Origin of the sequence: Salinisphaera sp. (genome assembly GCF_002729955.1) — a bacterium.
Taxonomy (GTDB): domain Bacteria; phylum Pseudomonadota; class Gammaproteobacteria; order Nevskiales; family Salinisphaeraceae; genus Salinisphaera.
Genome location: NZ_PBYA01000057.1, coordinates 36,113 through 53,501, shown reverse-complemented (window position 1 = coordinate 53,501; position 17,389 = coordinate 36,113). Strand labels below are relative to the sequence as shown.

The following is a 17,389-nucleotide window of genomic DNA, read 5'->3' as shown; positions in this document are numbered from 1 at the left end:
AGAGTGCGGGGACTGTCGGCGGCTAGCCGTTGATCAAAGCGGTCGCGGCAGCGTTATGACGTGCCACGAGCTGCGGGATATCCACGCCGAGCAATTGCCCGCGATGAACCCGCAGCCGGCCGTTGATCAGGCTCAGATCCACCTGCGGTGGTAGACAGAACACCAGTGCGGCCAGCGGATCGTGCACCGCGCCGCCGGCCAGCGGCAGGCTGTCGAGGCGATAACCCACGATATCCGCGGCCATCCCCGGTGCGAGGTAGCCGATATCGTCACGCCCGAGCACCTCGGCACCGCCACGCGTGGCCAGACGCAATGCCTCGGTCGCGCTCAGCGCGTCGGGCCCGTTCTGCAGACGCTGGAGCAGCATCGCCTGGCGCGCCTCGCTGAGCATATGCGAGCTGTCGTTGGAGGCCGAGCCATCGACACCGAGGCCAACGCGCGCACCGGCGGCCTGGAGCGCCTTGACCGGCGCCACACCCGAGGCCAGACGCATGTTGGAACTCGGGCAATGCGCCACGCCGCATCGATGCGCGCCCAGCCGCGCGATTTCGGCTTCGTGCGGATGCACCATATGCGCGAACCACACGTCGTCGCCAACCCAGTGGTTGGCCTCGGCATATTCGACCGGCGTCTGGCCGAACAGCTCGCGGCAGTAGTGTTCCTCGTCCAGGGTTTCGGCCAGATGGGTATGCAGATGCACGCCGTAATGCCGCGCCATCTTGGCTGTTTCGCGCATGAGATCGGTGGACACCGAAAACGGCGAGCAGGGCGCGAGCACGATACGGGTCATCGCCCCGGCGCGATCATCGTGATACGTCTCGATCACGCGCTGCGAATCCGACAGGATGAAATCCTCGGCCTCGACGGCATGATCGGGCGGCAGCCCGCCGCGCGACTGGCCGACCGACATCGAGCCGCGTGCGGCATGAAAACGAAAGCCCATCTCCCGGGCCGCATGAATCTGGTCGTCGACACGGGCATTGTTGGGCCAGATATAGGTATGGTCGGCCGCGGTCGTACAGCCCGAAAGCATCAGCTCGGCGATGGCGATACGCGTGCTCACATCGATCGACGTCGCATCCATGCGCGCCCAGATCGGATAGTGGGCGACCAGCCAGTTGAACAGGTTGCTGTTCTGCCCGGCCGGCAGGTTGCGCGTGAGCGTCTGATAGAAATGATGATGGGTATTGACCAGCCCCGGAATCAGGATATGGCCGCTGGCATCGATCGTCTCGTCGGCATGGCCGGTTATTTCATCAGCGGCACCAATCGCGTCGATGTGTCCATCGACGATACGGATACTGGCATCGCGGCGTATGGTGTCGTGGTCGTCCATGGTAGCGATGAACGCCGCGTTGCGTAGCATGGTGGTGGCCATTCGTTCGGCTCCTTGATGTGGGCAGGCCAACAGGCCCGCCATTGACGGCCGGCCTCGCGGCCGCTGGGCTCAGCTGCCGCGATAGGTGCTGTAGCCATAGGGGGAAACCAGCAGCGGTACGTGGTAATGCGCTTCGGCATCGGCAACGCCAAATCGGATCACCACTTCGTCGATGAAGGCGGGCTCGTCGAGCGTTTCCCGCCGGCCGGCGAAATAGGCGCCCACCGAAAACACGAGTTCGTAGCGGCCCACGGCAAATGCCGCATCGGCTACCAGCGGTTGGTCGCAGCGCCCGTCGGCATTCGTAGTGGCCCGGGTGATCGTCTGCACGGCCTCGGCATCGATACGCCGGACCACGATATCGATACCCGTCCCAGGACAGCCATTGGCCGTATCGAGTACGTGTGTGGTGAGATAGCCCATGATCTTCCTCTAGTCGTCAGTGTCGGCGCGTTCACGTCCGGCGTTCAATCCCGGCCGGTTGCCGGCTCGTGCTGGCGCGCGGCGGCGTCTTCGAGCACGGCGCGCGCGGCCGTATCGTCTTGCTCTGCGACCGCTTCCGGGCCGTTGAGCAACAGGTTAGTCACCACGGCGGCGACCGTGGTCAGCAGAATGCCGCTGTGGACGATCGGCGCGGTCCAGTCGGGAAACACGGCAAAGAAACCGGGCGCGGCCAGCGGAATCATGCCGAAGCCGATCGATACCGCGAACACGAGCTGATTGCTGCGCTGGGCCATATCCGCTTTGGTCATGATGTTGATACCGGCCGATGCGACCATGCCGAACATCACCAGCCCCGCCCCGCCGAGCACCGGCTTGGGGATGGAGGCGACCACGAACGCCGCCTGCGGAAACAGGCTCAACAGGATCAGCACGACACCCGATACCACGGTCACGAACCGGCTGGTCACGCCGGTCATGCCCACCAGCCCGACGTTCTGGGAAAACGAGGTATGCGGGAAACCGTTCAGAAAGCCGGCGATCGTGGTCGCGATGCCGTCGCCGTAGAGGCCGCGATTGAGCAGCCCGCGATCCACCGGTTTGCCCACCATTTCGCCCAGCGCCAGACACATACCGGTGGATTCCACCAGCGTGACCACCATGATGATGCACATCGCGATGATGCCCGACAGCGGAAACTCGAGCATGCCGAAATGCAGCGGTGTCACGATACCGACCACCGGCTGCGACGCGAGGCCGTCGAGACTGACCACGCCCAGCGGCAACGCGACGATATAGCCGACCAGAAGCCCCAGCAATACCGAGATATTGACCCAGATTCCGCGCCCGAGACGGTTGATGGTCAGAATACAGGCGAGCACGAATACGGCCAGGCCCACATTGACCGGCGCGCCGAAATCGGCGGCGCCGACGCCGCCCGCGGCCCAGTTGATACCGACCGGCATGAGCGAGATACCGATCGAGGCGATCACCGTACCGGTAACCAGGGGCGGAAAGAACTTGAGCAGTCGGGTGAAAAACGGCACCAGCAACACGCCGAAGATACCGGACACGACCGTGGCCCCGAAAATACCGGCAATACCGACCTCGCCACTGGTCGCCATGGCCACCATCGGCCCGACCGTAACGAAGCTCGACCCCATCACGATCGGCATACGAATCCCGAAGACCCAGATGCCCAGCGACTGAATCAGCGTGCCGATACCGCAGCACAGCAGATCGGCCATGATCAGATACGAAATATCCGCGCGCGACAGTTCGAGCGCGCCGCCCACGATCAGCGCGACCGCGATCGTGCCGGCATACATGACCAGCACGTGCTGGATTCCCATGGGCAAAAGCTGGGCGAACGGTGGCCGGCGATCGGCCGCACACAGCTCGGGATCGCTGGCCGCGTCAGGCGCGTCGGACATCGAATTATCTCCTCATTGGCCGTTCGCACAGACGATCTGTGCCGGCTTTATTATTCGTATCGAATGCGCTCGCCGGTTGGCCGGGCGAAACGCCGTGCAGGGCGGCTTCGCCGCTGCAGCGCCCCTTCTCGATTAGCACGGCCCCCGTGGCTGCCCGGGCAGGCGCACTGGCAGCGCGCGGCCCGAAGGCTGTGATTCCGTCAAAACAGCAGGCGGCCATGCGATCGAACCGCACAAGCTCCCAGCGGTCGGACCACCCACCGGTCATGCCCTCACGGGTGCCGACTGAGTCGCATAGCGTGCCTTGACCCCCATATTGAATACAATTTCTATCTACAACTGGAACATTCGTCAACTCGTGATTCGATACAATCCGAAATGAGTTTTGCATTGGGTCGGTCTGGCGTATGGCTTTGCGCATCGATTTGACCAACCAACGATCATGCCAATTGGAGACAACCGATGACCGATACCGCCCCGCCTCACCGCCCCTGCGTCGAGCACATGGACGAACACGAATTCGTAGACACCTTCGGCGCCGTCTACGAACACTCGCCGTGGGTTGCGCGCACGGTCTGGCAAGACGCCGACAAAAGCGCGCTGGCACAGCGCGAGCCGCTGGCACAGGCAATGCGGCAGGTGGTCGAACAGGCCGACGAGACACAGCAGATGACGCTCATCCGGGCCCATCCGGATCTGGGCGGCAAACTCGCCGTGGCGGGCGGGCTGACCGCCGAATCGGCACGCGAACAGGCCGGGGCCGGGCTAGACGGCTGCACGCCCGAGCAATACGAACGCCTGCAGGCGCTCAACGACGCCTATACCCAAAAGTTCGGTTTTCCGTTCATCGTCGCGGTCAAGGGCCTCACGCGCGAGGAGATTCTCGCTGCCATGCAGGCGCGCCTGGATAACGACGCCGCCACCGAACGACGCCGTGCGCTGGACGAGATTCACCGCATCGCGCGTTTTCGCCTGGCGGCGCTCCTCGATTAGGCCCGGCGACTGCTCAATCGCCGCCGTCGGCGAATATCGCGCGCAGATCGATATCGCGGTCGCGGCGTTCCAGGCCAAGGCGCTGCTCGCAATCGATCAGATGATCGACCATGGTCTGCACCCCATGCGCGATATCGCCGCCGGTCATCGCCTCGAGCAGATGCTGGTGCTCATCGTAGGTACATACGGTGCGCTGCATCGGTTCGTAGAGGCCGATGATCAACGAAGTCCGCCCGATCAACTCCTTCAGAAAAGCCTTGAGCACCTGATTGCCCGCGATCTCGGCGATCTCCAGATGAAAGGCCCCGGAATAACGAATCCAGTGCCGGCGGCTGCGTTCCTGGTGAGCGGCATGATCCTTGAGCACGAGCCGTTCCAGACGCGTGCGGCCGTCGTCGGTCATACGCTGCATCGCTGCCTCCACGCTGGCTGCCTCGATGATCCGGCGCGACTGGAACACATCGCGCGCTTCTTCGATCGTGGGGCTGGCGACCATCGCGCCGCGATTGGGCCGGATATCGACCAGCTTTTCACTGGCCAGACGAAACAACGCCTTGCGCACCACCGTACGGCTCACCGCGAAGATATCCCCGAGGCTGTCCTCGGGCAGTTTGGTGCCCGAGGGCAGGCGTTGCTCGAATATCGCGTTCGCGATCGCGCGATAGATATCCTGATCCGTACGCCGGCCCGAGGGGCTGGCGATCTGCTGGGCATCGGGCAGCGGATTATGCGATTCGCTGATCTCGGGCATCGCGATCGTTCCTTGCAGCGGGTCTCGGCAAGCCGAGCACACGAATTGAAAATGGACGCCTTGCTGATGGCGGTCGACCCCGACAGCTGTTCGCCTTCGTCCGGGGCCGCGACATTCGTGCCCATCATACGCGGGACACGCCCAGGCGCGGCAGGCCACGCTCGCCATCACGCCCGCGCGGCGTGTCGTCACACTACCCGCGGCACCGGTTCTGGTTCGTTTCGGTTGCAGCCACAGCCGGGCCACGGGTGCGCGTTCACGGCCCGACGCATCCGCCAATCCGGTGGCAGCGTCTGCCACGGCGTTTACGGTTGCCCGCGCCGGCGGCATGTCCTGCGGCGGCGCGTGGCCGATCGCCCGAGCCCATTTTGTATACAAAAAACAGGCGCGGTTGTACTCTAAAAACGGCTCGCCGTGTCGATTAGCGTCGGCAACCGATCATACGGACTGGCACGACACGCCCGTTGCCCAGGAGCCACGCCATCCGTCCAGGGGATATGAATGCAGGCTTTTCTGATCGAATTCGGCAACATGCTGCTGCGCTGGCTGCACGTGATCGCAGCGATCGCCTGGATCGGCGAATCCTTCTATTTCGTGATGCTCGACAACGGCCTGAAGAAACCGGCCAGCGCCGAGGATGCCCGTAACGGCGTGGCCGGCGAAATGTGGGCCGTGCACGGCGGCGGCTTCTATCACAACCAGAAATACGCCAGCGCCCCGGCCAAGCTGCCCGACGATCTGCACTGGTCCTATCTCAAGGCCTATACGACCTGGTTGTCCGGTTTCGCCCTGTTCGCCCTGCTCTATCTGACCCGGCCCGAGATCTATCTGGTCGATCCGCAAAGCGACTGGGCCTGGGCTGCGGCGATGACCGGATGGCAGGCCAATATCGCCGCGCTCGTCTTTCTCGCGCTGGGCTGGCTGATCTACAACGAACTGTGCAAACGCATCAGCCCCACCATGCAGCGCGACGGCGTACTCGGTGTGGCGGTTGCGCTGATGATGGTGGCCGTGGCCTATCTGGCCACGCACATATTCGCCGGGCGTGCCGCGTTCGTGCTGGTGGGCGCGGTAATGGCCACCGCCATGACCGCCAACGTCTATTTCTGGATCATTCCCGGGCAACGGCGCATGGTCGCGGCCATGATGCACGGGCAGACGCCGGACCCGCTGGATGGCAAGCGCGGCAAACAGCGCTCGGTTCATAACACCTATTTCACCCTGCCGGTGGTCTTGCTGATGCTCAGCAACCACTATGCCTTCCTGTATACCGACCCTTATGCCTGGGTCGTGATCGTGCTGTTCATCGTCGCCGGCGCGCTGATCCGACAGTTTTTCGTGTCCATGCACGCCGGCCACATCCGGCCGATGTTTGCCATCGCTGGCGGCCTGTTCATTATCGCCGCCTTCGTATTGACCGCACCGCTGGCATCGTTGTCGTCCACGCCGCCCGGCACCGACCCGGCGACGCGCACCGATACGGCCGACGCCACCCCCTTCGCCCGCGTTCACGACATCATTGCGCAGCGCTGCAGCGAGTGCCACGCCGAAAACCCGAGCAGCGAGAGCTTCAGCGCCGCACCGGCGGGCATCATGCTGGATAGCGACGCGCGCATCCGTGCGCATCGGGCCCAGATCAAACAGGCGGTGGCCAGCGGCTACATGCCGCTTGGCAATATCACCGGTATCACCGACGAAGAACGCCAGGCGATCGCGAACTGGCGCGCCGACGGTTCCTAGGACCTGACGGTTTACTCCCCCCCAGTTTTCTAGATCGGCGGACGTGCATAGCGCGCGAACGAACCATGCCGCGCTTTGAAACGTTCGAACTCGCGGTCGGCCTGCTCGCGGCGCGCCGCAGCATCCGTACCGAGTTTTCGGTCGACCGGCTTGACCGGCGTTACGAACAGCATGACGACAACTCCTCGGGCAGAACCGGCACGGCCAAGCGAATCACGAGGCCGCAAGATAACGACGACCCGGCACGTCATCATCCGGCTCGCTGGCATATCACCTGTGCCGTGCCGGCATAAACAGGGCAACGGCCATGGACAAGACCACGGAAATGACGATCTTCGTACGGGCGGTGGACGCCGGCGGTTTTTCGGCCGCCGCGCGCGAGCTGGGCCTGACCCCATCGGCAGTAAGCAAGCAGATACGCCGGCTCGAAGAACGCCTGCATACGCGCCTGTTTCAGCGTACGACGCGCCGTATCCATCTCACCGAAGCCGGACAGCATTACCATCAGCGCTGCGTCGAGATTCTGCGAGCGATCGAAGAGGCCGAAAATGCGGCGGGCGCGATGAGCACCGAGCCCTGGGGCACGCTTCGTATCGCGGCCACCGTCTCCTTCGGGCGGGTGCAGGTCCTGCCCTTGATCAATGAGTTCATGGCTCGCTACCCGCAGATCGATATCGAATTCGAGCTCACCGACCGCCATGTCGATCTCGTCGAGGATGGACTCGATGTCGCCATTCAGTGGCGCGAACAGGTGGACGATCCGGATATTGTCGCCCGCCGTCTGTGTATCAACCGCCGTATCATCTGCGCCGCGCCCGCCTATCTGGCGCGAAACGGCACCCCGCGCGCGCCCGAAGACCTGATCGCGCATAACTGCCTCACCCTGTCTACACTCGACGAATTCAACGACTGGGCATTTACCGACGCAGAACACGGCACCCGCGTACTTCGCATGCATGGCAGCTTTCGCGCCAACACTGCAGACGCACTGCACGAAGCCGTACGCTCGGGCGTCGGCCTGGCCAGGCTTTCACACTGGCTGGTGGCCCCCGATATCGCCGCCGCACGGCTGACGCCGGTGCTGACCGAGTACCCGCACGACGATTCGGCTTTTTTCGTGCTCTATGCCCATCGGCGCTATCTGTCGCGAAAGGTGCGAGCCTTCGTGGACTTCCTGATCGACAAATTCGCGCCGATTGCACCCTCGCAACAAAGCACATCAAGACACTCGGTATGCGCCACACCATGATATAAAACGGCCTCGTTCGCCACGGAGTTCGCCATGCCCGTCACCCTGTCCGTTCACGACCTGGTCGCCCGCGCACAGCAACGCGTGACCACCCTTTCGCCGGACGACGTGGCCGGCCGGCGACACGATGAGGGCGTACTGATCGTTGATGTGCGCGACGTGCGCGAACGCAAACGCGATGGCTGTATCCCGGATTCGCTGCACGTGCCGCGCGGCATGCTCGAATTCTGGATCGACCCGGAAAGCCCCTACCACAAGCCTGAACTGGCCCAGGCGCAGACATTGATCCTCTACTGCAACAAGGGCTGGCGATCGGCGCTCGCGGCGGCCACGCTGCAGGATATGGGGCTGGAGGGCGTTGCCCATATGGAGGGCGGCTTCGATCGCTGGACAGAAGAACAGCACGAAGTCGGCCGTGACTGAATATCGCCCCGTCCCCGGCGCCGGCCTTGAGGCTCGGCATCGAAGCGTCAGGCCGTGGGCGTCGCAGCCGCCAGCCGCCTGCGCAGGCCATGGGGATGACAACGCGTGTCGCTAGCCGCACTGTTCACGCTGGCCGTTCTGGTCGCTGCATTCTGCGCGCTCGCGTTCACCCCAATCGCGGTCGACGCGGTGCTGGTCGGCGCTTTAATCGCCCTGCTGCTAAGCGGCGTAATCGATGCCGAGTCCGCGTTTATGGGCTTCGCCAATCCGGGGGTGATCACCGTCGCCGCGCTGTACGTGGTTGTCGCCGGACTGCGGGATACGGGTGCGACCCAGATGTTGGCCGCGCGCGTGCTCGGCAAACCGCGCTCGACGGCCCATGCCCAGACCCAGTTGATCGTTCCCACCGCGATCCTGAGCGCATTTCTTAACAATACGCCCGTGGTGGCGGCGCTGATTCCGGCGGTCTCGGACTGGTGCAGAAAACACCGGCTGTCCGTATCGAAGCTGATGATGCCGTTGAGCTTCGCCACCATCCTTGGCGGCACCTGCACCCTGATCGGTACAAGCACCAACCTGCTGGTCAACAGCCTGCTGGTCCAGCAGGGGCTGGATGAGGGTCTGGGCATGTTCGAACTCGCCTGGGTGGGCGTACCGATCACGGTCCTCGGCACGATCTTCATGATCCTGGCCGGGCGTTGGCTGCTGCCCGATCGCATGCCGGCACTGGAACGCATGGACAATCCGCGCGAATACAGCGTGGAGATGATGGTGGCCGCCGGCGGTCCACTCGAGGGCCAGACCATCGAGGACGCAGGACTGCGCCAGCTGCCGGGCATGTATCTGGCCGAGATCGAACGCGATGGCCATATCCTGCCCGCAGTATCACCGCGCGAGCCCTTGCAGGGTGAAGATCGACTCGTGTTCGTGGGGATCGTCGATTCCGTCGTGCATCTGCACAAGACCCGCGGCCTGGTGCCGGCCACCGAACAGATTTTCAAGCTGGATACGCCACGCCGTGCGCGCGTGCTCATCGAGGCCGTGGTTTCCCATAGCTGCCCGCTGGTCGGGAAAACGATTCGCGAAGGCGGTTTTCGCGGCCAGTATCAGGCCGTCGTACTCGCGGTCGCCCGCGACGGCGCGCGCATCCACCGCAAGATCGGCGATATCGTGCTCCAGCCGGGCGACACGCTGCTACTCGAAGCAAGGCCTTCGTTCGCGGCGCAGCAGCGGCATTCGCGGGATTTCTTCCTCGTGAGTACGGTCGAGGACTCGAACCCGCCCCAGCACCAGCGCGCCTATACCGCCATCGGCCTCATTGCCCTGCTGGTGATCTCCGTGGCCATCGGCGCAATCGACATTCTCAACGCAGCACTCGCGAGCGCTGCTCTCATGGTGATTACCGGCTGCTGCTCGCTGAGCTCGGTGCGCAAGACCATCGACTGGTCCTTGCTGGTGGCGATCGGCGCGGCGATCGGTATCGGCTCGGCCGTCGAACAGACCGGGCTGGCCGAAACGCTCGCCCATGGGTTCATCGGCCTGGCCGGTGGCTCGACGTATGCGGCGCTCACCGGCCTGTTCGTGAGCACGGTGCTGATCTCTTCGATCGTCACCAATAACGCAGCGGCGGTGATCATGCTGCCCATTGCCGTCAACCTGGCGCTAGGGGCATCAAACGCGCCGATGGCTTATGCCGTTGTGGTCGCTATCGGCGCCTCGGCAAGCTTTCTGACGCCTATCGGTTATCAGACCAACCTCATGGTCTACGGGCCGGGCGGCTATCGCTTCACCGATTTCCTGCGTCTCGGTGCGCCACTGACGCTGCTGGTGGGGGCCGTCACGATCGCGCTGGCGCCCTGGGTCTGGCCCCTGGCCGGCTAACCATCGCCCGGCCGGATCGCGCCACCTGGCGTTGTGCACACCGGCTTTTGACAACGCTGTGGATAAGCCGTTGGCAAAGCCATCAACGCCTTGCGGCGCGGGCGTTGTCGACGTATCGAACAAAAATTGATCAGCGCGCGGACGTTCGATGCCAATCGCCCGATCACCTCTCGTGCCACGACCACGAACACGCCAGGAACCATGGCGCGTCAAGCAGGCGGCGCCGGCGACGGCTTTACTCACAAAAGCACGGGACAAGCCTGTGGAAAAGATGCGCGCAAACCGCGCAATCGCCCACGGCAGCAGGCGTTAACGGTTCGCGATCAATTTTCGACCAGCGCCGTCCGTCGCGGTGATGCGTACCGCGCATTGCACGCGCTGGCTTTGATATGCATTCATGTGCCTTCATCAAACGAACGGAATCATTCCATGCCCTATCTGCAACTCGACGTGCCGAGCGCCTATCCCCAGGAAACCAAACGCACGCTGGCCCGGCGGCTGGGCGAAACATATGCCGAGCGCATGCATACCACGCCGCGCCGCGTGAGCGTGGGTTTTCGCGAACTCACCGATGGCAGCCTGTGGCGCTGCGGCGAAGGCGAGCCGGAACCGGGCGTTGTCATGATGTGCGATATCCGCCGTGGTCGGCCGACCGAGTGGCGCGAACAACTGGCCGTCGCCCTGCTTGATCTTTGCGTGGAACACCTTGACGTGCCGCGCGAACGTATCGCCATCGAGTTTACCCAGCATGCCGGGGATGAGATGTTTCGCGACGACGAGGGCTGGGCACGGGACTGGACCGAATCCGAAGCGGAATCGGACGCCTAGACCCCGTGCCGGGTCAAACAGGCCACGAAACAGTTTTCACAATCGCGCTGGAAAACCCTGTGGATAACCCGTAGTCAAAACGCGGCAAGCCTTGTCGGACGTGCATTTACAGCGTGCTGGACAATAATTAATCAAAGACGGCAGGCCTTGACGGGCGTAGGTTTTGCCGATCCACGGCAGACACGGATATGGGCCCGGCTTTGTGCACACAGCCTTGGGATAAGGCTGTGGACAAAGCGAGCATAGGCGGCGCAAACGCCGGTCGTCACAGCGCTGGCCCACCCGCGGCTAATTTATGCGCAGAAACGAGGCTCGTGGAATTTGGTTGCGCAGCGACCTGCTGTGCCGTCGGCCGATCGGCCCTGCCCGCCGCGGTCTTCGCCGCGGCTGCCCGAAAGGCTATCGCCCTCGCTTGAAAAGCCCACAACGTATAAAAAAAGCCCGTGGCCAATCCGGCCACGGGCTTTTTTACTGGCAACAAACGCGGCCTAGTTATCGTCGGCCGGGGCGTCGCCCGTTTCCTCGGGCGCCGCATCATCGCCCTTGCGCCGCTGCTTACGCGGCGCATCGTCGTGGCGCTCTTCCGGGCCCGCATCGATGATGCGCAGATTCGCGGGCGGCGCCTTGCCGTCCCGGTCCTCGCCGAAGTAGAGCGTCTGGTGCGGGAACGGGATTTCGATGCCGGCACGGTCGAAATGCATCTTGACCAGACGATTGAAGGCACGGCCCACGCCCCACTGGGTGCCGGGCTTGGTCTTGATCATGATGCGGATATTGACCGAACTGTCGGCCAGCGCGGTCACGCCCGGAACGGTCATATCCTCGAGGATATTGCCGTTGACGTTCTCGTCGGCCTTGAGCTCCTCGAACGCCTCGCGCAGGTGGTACACGGCGTTGTCGATATCTTCGCGATAGCCGATGCCGTACTCGGTACGGAAGTAGGCGAAGTCGCGCTGGTAGTTGGTCACCGTGCTGGCCGAGGAGAACGGTACGATGTGGTAGGAGCCGTCCAGATCACGGATGCCCACCGAACGGATGGTGAGTCGTTCCGCGGTACCCGTGATACCGCCCACGGTCACAACGTCGCCGGTATTCATCGCGTTCTCGAGCTGAATGAACACGCCCGTGATGATGTCCTGCACCAGCTTCTGGGCACCGAAACCGATGGCCAGACCGAGCACACCGGCGCCAGCGATCAGCGGCCCGATATCCACCCCGATCTGCGATAGCGAAATCATCAGCGTCATGGTGATGATCACGATCGCCAGCGCGTTGCGGAACAGCTCCAGCAGCGTCTCCTGACGTGCGGTGGGCTTGCCGGCGCCGGTATTCGGGTTGAGCCGGTGCTCGATGATGCTCGCGGCGATCAGCCACAGCAGCGCCGCCGCCACCAGCACGATGGCAACCCGCGTGAGCGTGGAGACCGTATTCAGTCCCGCATCCGAAGACAGCCAGGCGCCGAGATCGAACAGATCCCATGCATTGGCCACGACCAGTGCGAAGGCGACCAGGATCAGCACCCGGATGACCTTGAGCGCGGTCGGGACATAGGAGTTCACCCGTGCCTCGAGCATCGGCAGCTTGCTGCGCACATTGTCCGAGAAGGTCAAACGCTTGCCGATCGCCTTCGACAGCAGCCCGGAAATACCCAGGGCCACCGCCGCCGCAACGAGCGTCTCGAGCGTGGCCGAAAGCATGAACGGCAGCGCATTGCTCGGATCAACCTGGCTGGAGACGAACAGCGTAGTGAAGTAGGCCACGGCCAGAATCACCCACAGTTTCGACATGAGCCGGAACAGGACGCCGAAGAAACCGATCGACGCGTTTTCCGACATGCGCTGCAGGCGGGCATTGAACAGCTCGCGATTCTTGAAGATGACCGCCAGCGCGTAGATATAGGCGCCGCCCATGAGCAAAAAGCTCACAACCGCACCCAGGAAGAACGACAGCTGCACGTTGATGATCGGCACCACAACCAGCAGACCGTAGCCGATGATGCCCACGAACCACCGCAGTCGAATGCTCCACCAGTGGGCAATATCGCTGGGAATGCTGATCAGGCGCAGACTGTCGTAGCGCGCTGCGAACACCGCGCGAATTGCGACCTTGGTGAGCTCGACGAGCGCGAACGCGTTGATGAACAACGACTCGCGGGTACCGATGCTGCCTGCTTCGCCAAAGGCATAGAGTCCGGCCAGATAGCCCGCGCCACAGGCCAGCAGCACAACGGCGATATCCACGATCACGGCGAGGACGATCGCCGTGCCACGTCGAATGAGTACGCCCGCACCGGTTTCAGCACGTTGCGAAAACCGTCCGATGGCCGAGAACAGCGTACCGGCCAGAAACCGCAGTACGAAGAAGGAGACCACGGTCGCTACCGCGACCAGGCCGAAAGTCGTCAGCGCAGTCACGAACGCCGACATGTCGAATTCGGGGCCCGGCCCGCGGTCCTCATCCAGGGAGGTAAGCATCGCCCAGGTCGCCGATACACGCTCGCCGATCACTTCGGCCCAGGCCGCTGTCGTTTGTGCGAACTGGCGGGCAAAGGACACCCGTTCCTGACTCGCGGCGGCCTGCTCGGCGCCGGCGCCATCGGGCGCTTTGTCCAGGGCCGGATCCTCAGCGGTATCGGGCGGTGGCGGCAGTGGGCTGTCGGCGTTCTCGGCCTCGCCCGCCTGGGCCGCCTGACGCAGCTGATCGACGATCTGCGCGCGCGCTTCATCGTTTTCGAGCAGATCGGCAAGCTGGGTCAGAGGCAGCACTTCGCTGGCGTTATCGCCGCTGGGCGCATCGCTCTGTTGGGCCATCGCCTGGGGGGCGATGACGGCGACCATAAGTGCAAAAAACAGAACGAATATTCGCAGGGCGTCCCACGCGGACCGCGAAGCACCAACTCGATTCATAGATGTCTTTCCTTGGCAGGAACAGCAGAACGTAATGACCGTTACCGCGGGCGCAAACGCGCCGGCCAGTCGTAATTCACGGTGCATGATGAATGCACCGGCCGCATGTGACAAATTGCGCACAAGCCGCGAGGCGTTGTGCGAGCGTGGATGAGGCCATGCGCCACGCCGCCCGGCCAAACGGAAAAGGCGGCATTTCCACGATCCTGGCGACCTCTCACCCGACGTGCACCCGGCGGATGAATGGGAATATTAACCCACTCTAAAGGGCCGACAGGCAAGCGGCTCCGCGCGACCGCTGGCGCGTGACGCGCGCAAACCGGCGCGAGTCGCTCCGAGGCAGGGCTACCCCAAGCAGTACAAAAACCAAGCGGGCGGGATCGAAGCCCCGCCCGCGTTCTTGTCAGGGGTTACGACGCGCTAGCCCGTACGACGCCGGCGCCAGACCAGCGTAACAATAGCGGCCATTAGCAGTAGCGGCAGCCCGGCATCGCGACCGTTGCCGAGCGTACAACCGCCGCTGTTCGAGTTGTCCTCGGAGGCCACCGTATCCTCGCCTTCGCTGCCGCCGTCGCTAACCGTGTCGCTGTCGGCAAGATCGAAACTCGCCACGATCGGGTCATGATCGCTGACCTGATCGGCGAATTCGGCGTTGACGTGGGCCACCTGAACATTCGCCCGCGCGTCCAGCGCCGGGGTGACGAAGAAGTGATCCAGCGCCTGCGAGTTGCCCTCGAACACATAGCTGTAGCGCGCGGTCGCATCGAGCATATCCAGCAGGTCTGATACCACCGGGGCCGATTCGTCGGCACCGGTGAGCACCTGCATCGGCTCAAGAAAGCCGAACTCGTTGAAGTCGCCCAGCAGCCCGATACGGGCCTCCGGCACCGCGGCCAGCGCGTCATCCACGAAGGCGTTGACGGCCGCTGCCTGAGCGATGCGTTGGTCAACGGAACCATTTTCGTACGGCTGGATGGCACCGAACAACGGTGAGCTACCGCCCTTGGAGGCAAAATGGTTGTTGACCAGCAGCACCCGCTCGCCGCGGAAGTCGAACAGCGCGGCGACCGGCTTTCGACTGTCGTTGAAGGCCGGGTCGTTGGGCGCCACCCGCCCCGGATTGAGCGTCAGCGCCAAGCGGCCCTCGGCGTCGGTCGAAACCTCGGTCGCGGTGGTGGCATCGCCGACGCCGCCGCTGGCCTCGACCAGACTCACGCGGCTGGCGTCGTAGAGATAGGCCACCCGGATATTGCCGCCCGGCTGACCACCATCGGCCTCCGCCTCGGGCACCACCTCGGTATAGGCATAACGCGGGCCGCCGGCGGCCACGATGGCGTCTGCCAGTCGTTGTAACGTCTGATCCGCCGCGACCACCCCGTCGTTAATCGATCCGTTATTGTCCTGCACTTCCTGCAGGCCGATGATGTCCGGCGACCCCAGTCGTTCGACGATCTGGCCAGCGATGGCCTCGAACTTGCCGTCGGCAACGTCGGTATCCCCGTCCTCGTCGTTCGGGTCGAGGTTTTCGACGTTGTAGCCGGCCACGCTCAGCGTATCGCCGCGGGCGAGCACACCCACGCCGCTACGGTTGAGGTTCGAAGGCTGCGGCGCGGCAAGCGTATCGGGCAGTATTTCGAAGTTGCCAAAGCCGTAGCCCAGCACGCCCACCACCTGGGTGAACAGCGCCCCGGTATCCACAACGGGCATTTCGCCTTCGAGCAGCGTATCGTCGATCTGGATGCGTTCGGGGTTGTAGTCCACACGATCGCCACGCTCGACCAGGGTAATACCGCCGCGGGCGTTGATACCGGTCGCGTTCGCGCCGGCATCCGGGACCACGAAGATCTCGCCGAAGCCGCTGGTCGGGCCCACTGCCATGGCCTGATTCACCCGTACGCGCATGCCTTCCAGACTTTCGTAGAAGTCCAGGCCGTCTTCGTCCGGATCGAACACCGTGGTATCGCTGGTGGCGACATTGCCGTTGGTGTCGTTATCAATGATCTGTGTGGGCGCCTGACGGCCGCCCTGGCCGATGGTCACGGCCATGACTTCGGTCGTATTGAAAACCGAGGTCGGATCGGCGAGAAGGCGGGTGCTGCCATCGTCGCCGGTCACGATCTGGGTCGTCGGCAGATTATTACTCTGCACCCCGCCGGGATAGAATTCGCTCACTTCGCCGGCGACTTCCACCACGTCACCCACCGCGACCGGCGCACCGTCGCGCCGCGTGGGATCGCCGCCCGTGAACACCAGAAGCGCATCGCTGGTAGCATCGCGACCGTCGCCGTCCGGGTCCTGAAGATAGAAGCTGTTGCGGGTGACCGCGGTCACAACGCCCGGCACACCGGCCACCGCGTTGCCTCGCTGCGGCGACAAATGGGAAGCGCCCTGAATATCGTAGATACGCAGACCGGTCAGCGCATTGTCGGGAATGCCGTCGCCGTTGTCGGGCGTGCCGATAGAAGGCGCACTGCCGGTAGCGGCATTCGGCGTCGGCGCGGCCGCCACGAACGTGCTCGTATCGCGGCCCGCGCCACTGCTGTCCGGGCTGCGCTGCAGCGACTCGTTGTCCTTGTTGGCGTTGACGTCCTCATCCAGCTGCGGCGCGCCGTCGGCCAGCAAGATGGCCAGCCCGGGGTCGTCGCTGTCGTCAGTGCCATAGACGACGGCATCGATCAGGTTATCGGTGGTCACCGGCGTGCCGTTGGGAAAATCAGCTGCGTCCCCCGCATAGAGGGCCACGGCATCCTGTCCGTTCTGCAGGCCGTTGCCGCCGAATACGGTACCCACGCCCGGCACGCCTGAATTGCCCAGCACGTAATAACCGTCACCCGAGGTCACCGTGCCGTCGAGATCGAAGGCGGCATAGCTCTGGTCGTTGGCGCCGTTGTAGAAGACCAGCACCAGACCATCCAGCGCCGTATTGCCGACGCCGCCATCGGTCAATTCGACGAACTCCGCACTATCGGTACCGGGCGTGTCGGCATCGATTTCATTGATGAGAATCGACGGCTGCGCGAAAGCGCCGGTTGCCGTGAAAACGCAGATCGTGGCGCTTAGCAGAGCCAGCGCGCGCAGCAGAATGAAAGAGCGAGACATGAATGACCCGTGAAGTAAGCGATCCGCCAAGCATGCCGACACCATATGTCCGTTTGCGGTCGTCGTTATCACCGGATGATGACAAGTCTTTGATCGATGCTCCGCCCTTGTCGCGTTGAGCCTTCACCCCACCCACCAGACTGCCTCTGAATCAGAGCCGCGCCGCGCCTTGACGGCCTCGACGCGGGGGCATAGATTTTCCCAGATATAACTATTAGAAACTAAAAACGGAGAATATCGTGCGACGCGCCTGGAAAAAATTTCTTT

13 protein-coding genes are annotated in these 17,389 nt (G+C 63.5%); 7 read left to right on the top strand and 6 right to left on the bottom strand.

From position 1 onward, the window contains the following. Nucleotides 1-22: 22 nt before the first annotated feature. The 3 genes from CMN27_RS16560 to CMN27_RS16550 form a co-directional block, all read right to left on the bottom strand. Nucleotides 23-1,378 carry an 8-oxoguanine deaminase gene (locus CMN27_RS16560; protein WP_293628254.1) on the bottom strand — a complete coding sequence of 452 codons (1,356 nt, stop codon included), beginning with the start codon at nt 1,376-1,378 and terminating at the stop codon, nt 23-25. A gap of 69 nt (nt 1,379-1,447) precedes the next feature. Next, nucleotides 1,448-1,801: a hydroxyisourate hydrolase gene (gene uraH / locus CMN27_RS16555; RefSeq protein WP_293628252.1), complete on the bottom strand. Its 354-nt coding sequence runs from the start codon at nt 1,799-1,801 to the stop codon at nt 1,448-1,450. A 44-nt stretch (nt 1,802-1,845) separates the two neighbouring features. Beyond that, nucleotides 1,846-3,252 (bottom strand): nucleobase:cation symporter-2 family protein, encoded by a 1,407-nt coding sequence (locus CMN27_RS16550; protein WP_293628250.1) that lies wholly within the window; start codon nt 3,250-3,252, stop codon nt 1,846-1,848. A 462-nt stretch (nt 3,253-3,714) separates the two neighbouring features. On the opposite strand from CMN27_RS16550, the gene uraD reads away from it, so the two are divergent. Then, on the top strand, nt 3,715-4,245 hold the full coding sequence (gene uraD / locus CMN27_RS16545; protein WP_293628248.1) for a 2-oxo-4-hydroxy-4-carboxy-5-ureidoimidazoline decarboxylase: 531 nt from the start codon (nt 3,715-3,717) through the stop codon (nt 4,243-4,245). A 13-nt stretch (nt 4,246-4,258) separates the two neighbouring features. On the opposite strand, the gene CMN27_RS16540 is transcribed toward uraD, so the two are convergent. Beyond that, nucleotides 4,259-4,996, bottom strand: coding sequence for a GntR family transcriptional regulator (locus tag CMN27_RS16540; RefSeq protein ID WP_293628246.1), 738 nt, complete (start codon nt 4,994-4,996; stop codon nt 4,259-4,261). A 501-nt stretch (nt 4,997-5,497) separates the two neighbouring features. Here CMN27_RS16540 and CMN27_RS16535 point away from each other — a divergent pair. The 6 genes from CMN27_RS16535 (at nt 5,498) to CMN27_RS16510 (ending at nt 11,117) form a co-directional block, all read left to right on the top strand. Next, nucleotides 5,498-6,736 (top strand): urate hydroxylase PuuD, encoded by a 1,239-nt coding sequence (locus CMN27_RS16535; RefSeq protein ID WP_293628244.1) that lies wholly within the window; start codon nt 5,498-5,500, stop codon nt 6,734-6,736. A gap of 65 nt (nt 6,737-6,801) precedes the next feature. Continuing rightward, a complete protein-coding gene (locus CMN27_RS16530; RefSeq protein ID WP_293628242.1) occupies nt 6,802-7,029 on the top strand; it encodes a hypothetical protein in 228 nt (75 codons plus the stop codon). A 14-nt stretch (nt 7,030-7,043) separates the two neighbouring features. Beyond that, nucleotides 7,044-7,985: a LysR family transcriptional regulator gene (locus tag CMN27_RS16525; protein WP_293628240.1), complete on the top strand. Its 942-nt coding sequence runs from the start codon at nt 7,044-7,046 to the stop codon at nt 7,983-7,985. A gap of 33 nt (nt 7,986-8,018) precedes the next feature. After that, nucleotides 8,019-8,408, top strand: a complete 390-nt coding sequence (locus tag CMN27_RS16520; protein WP_293628238.1) for a rhodanese-like domain-containing protein — start codon at nt 8,019-8,021, stop codon at nt 8,406-8,408. 105 nt (nt 8,409-8,513) lie between these two features. After that, nucleotides 8,514-10,289, top strand: coding sequence for an SLC13 family permease (locus CMN27_RS16515; RefSeq protein ID WP_293628236.1), 1,776 nt, complete (start codon nt 8,514-8,516; stop codon nt 10,287-10,289). A gap of 429 nt (nt 10,290-10,718) precedes the next feature. Next, complete coding sequence (locus tag CMN27_RS16510; RefSeq protein ID WP_293628234.1) at nt 10,719-11,117, top strand: hypothetical protein; 399 nt, start codon at nt 10,719-10,721, stop codon at nt 11,115-11,117. A 488-nt stretch (nt 11,118-11,605) separates the two neighbouring features. Here the strand turns inward: CMN27_RS16510 and ybiO are convergent, their stop codons facing one another. Both ybiO and CMN27_RS16500 read right to left on the bottom strand, forming a co-directional pair. After that, nucleotides 11,606-14,023 carry a mechanosensitive channel protein gene (gene ybiO / locus CMN27_RS16505; RefSeq protein WP_293628233.1) on the bottom strand — a complete coding sequence of 806 codons (2,418 nt, stop codon included), beginning with the start codon at nt 14,021-14,023 and terminating at the stop codon, nt 11,606-11,608. A 420-nt stretch (nt 14,024-14,443) separates the two neighbouring features. After that, nucleotides 14,444-17,122 (bottom strand): JDVT-CTERM domain-containing protein, encoded by a 2,679-nt coding sequence (locus CMN27_RS16500; protein ID WP_293628232.1) that lies wholly within the window; start codon nt 17,120-17,122, stop codon nt 14,444-14,446. Between the last annotated feature and the right edge of the window lie 267 nt (nt 17,123-17,389).

Coding starts and splice junctions, on each gene's coding strand:
- CMN27_RS16520 (WP_293628238.1), top strand. CDS start 8,019: ATGCCCGTCACCCTGTCCGTTCACGACCTGGTCGCCCGCGCACAGCAA.
- uraH (WP_293628252.1), bottom strand. CDS start 1,801: ATGGGCTATCTCACCACACACGTACTCGATACGGCCAATGGCTGTCCT.
- CMN27_RS16500 (WP_293628232.1), bottom strand. CDS start 17,122: ATGTCTCGCTCTTTCATTCTGCTGCGCGCGCTGGCTCTGCTAAGCGCC.
- uraD (WP_293628248.1), top strand. CDS start 3,715: ATGACCGATACCGCCCCGCCTCACCGCCCCTGCGTCGAGCACATGGAC.
- ybiO (WP_293628233.1), bottom strand. CDS start 14,023: ATGAATCGAGTTGGTGCTTCGCGGTCCGCGTGGGACGCCCTGCGAATA.
- CMN27_RS16525 (WP_293628240.1), top strand. CDS start 7,044: ATGGACAAGACCACGGAAATGACGATCTTCGTACGGGCGGTGGACGCC.
- CMN27_RS16530 (WP_293628242.1), top strand. CDS start 6,802: ATGCCGCGCTTTGAAACGTTCGAACTCGCGGTCGGCCTGCTCGCGGCG.
- CMN27_RS16550 (WP_293628250.1), bottom strand. CDS start 3,252: ATGTCCGACGCGCCTGACGCGGCCAGCGATCCCGAGCTGTGTGCGGCC.
- CMN27_RS16540 (WP_293628246.1), bottom strand. CDS start 4,996: ATGCCCGAGATCAGCGAATCGCATAATCCGCTGCCCGATGCCCAGCAG.
- CMN27_RS16510 (WP_293628234.1), top strand. CDS start 10,719: ATGCCCTATCTGCAACTCGACGTGCCGAGCGCCTATCCCCAGGAAACC.
- CMN27_RS16535 (WP_293628244.1), top strand. CDS start 5,498: ATGCAGGCTTTTCTGATCGAATTCGGCAACATGCTGCTGCGCTGGCTG.
- CMN27_RS16560 (WP_293628254.1), bottom strand. CDS start 1,378: ATGGCCACCACCATGCTACGCAACGCGGCGTTCATCGCTACCATGGAC.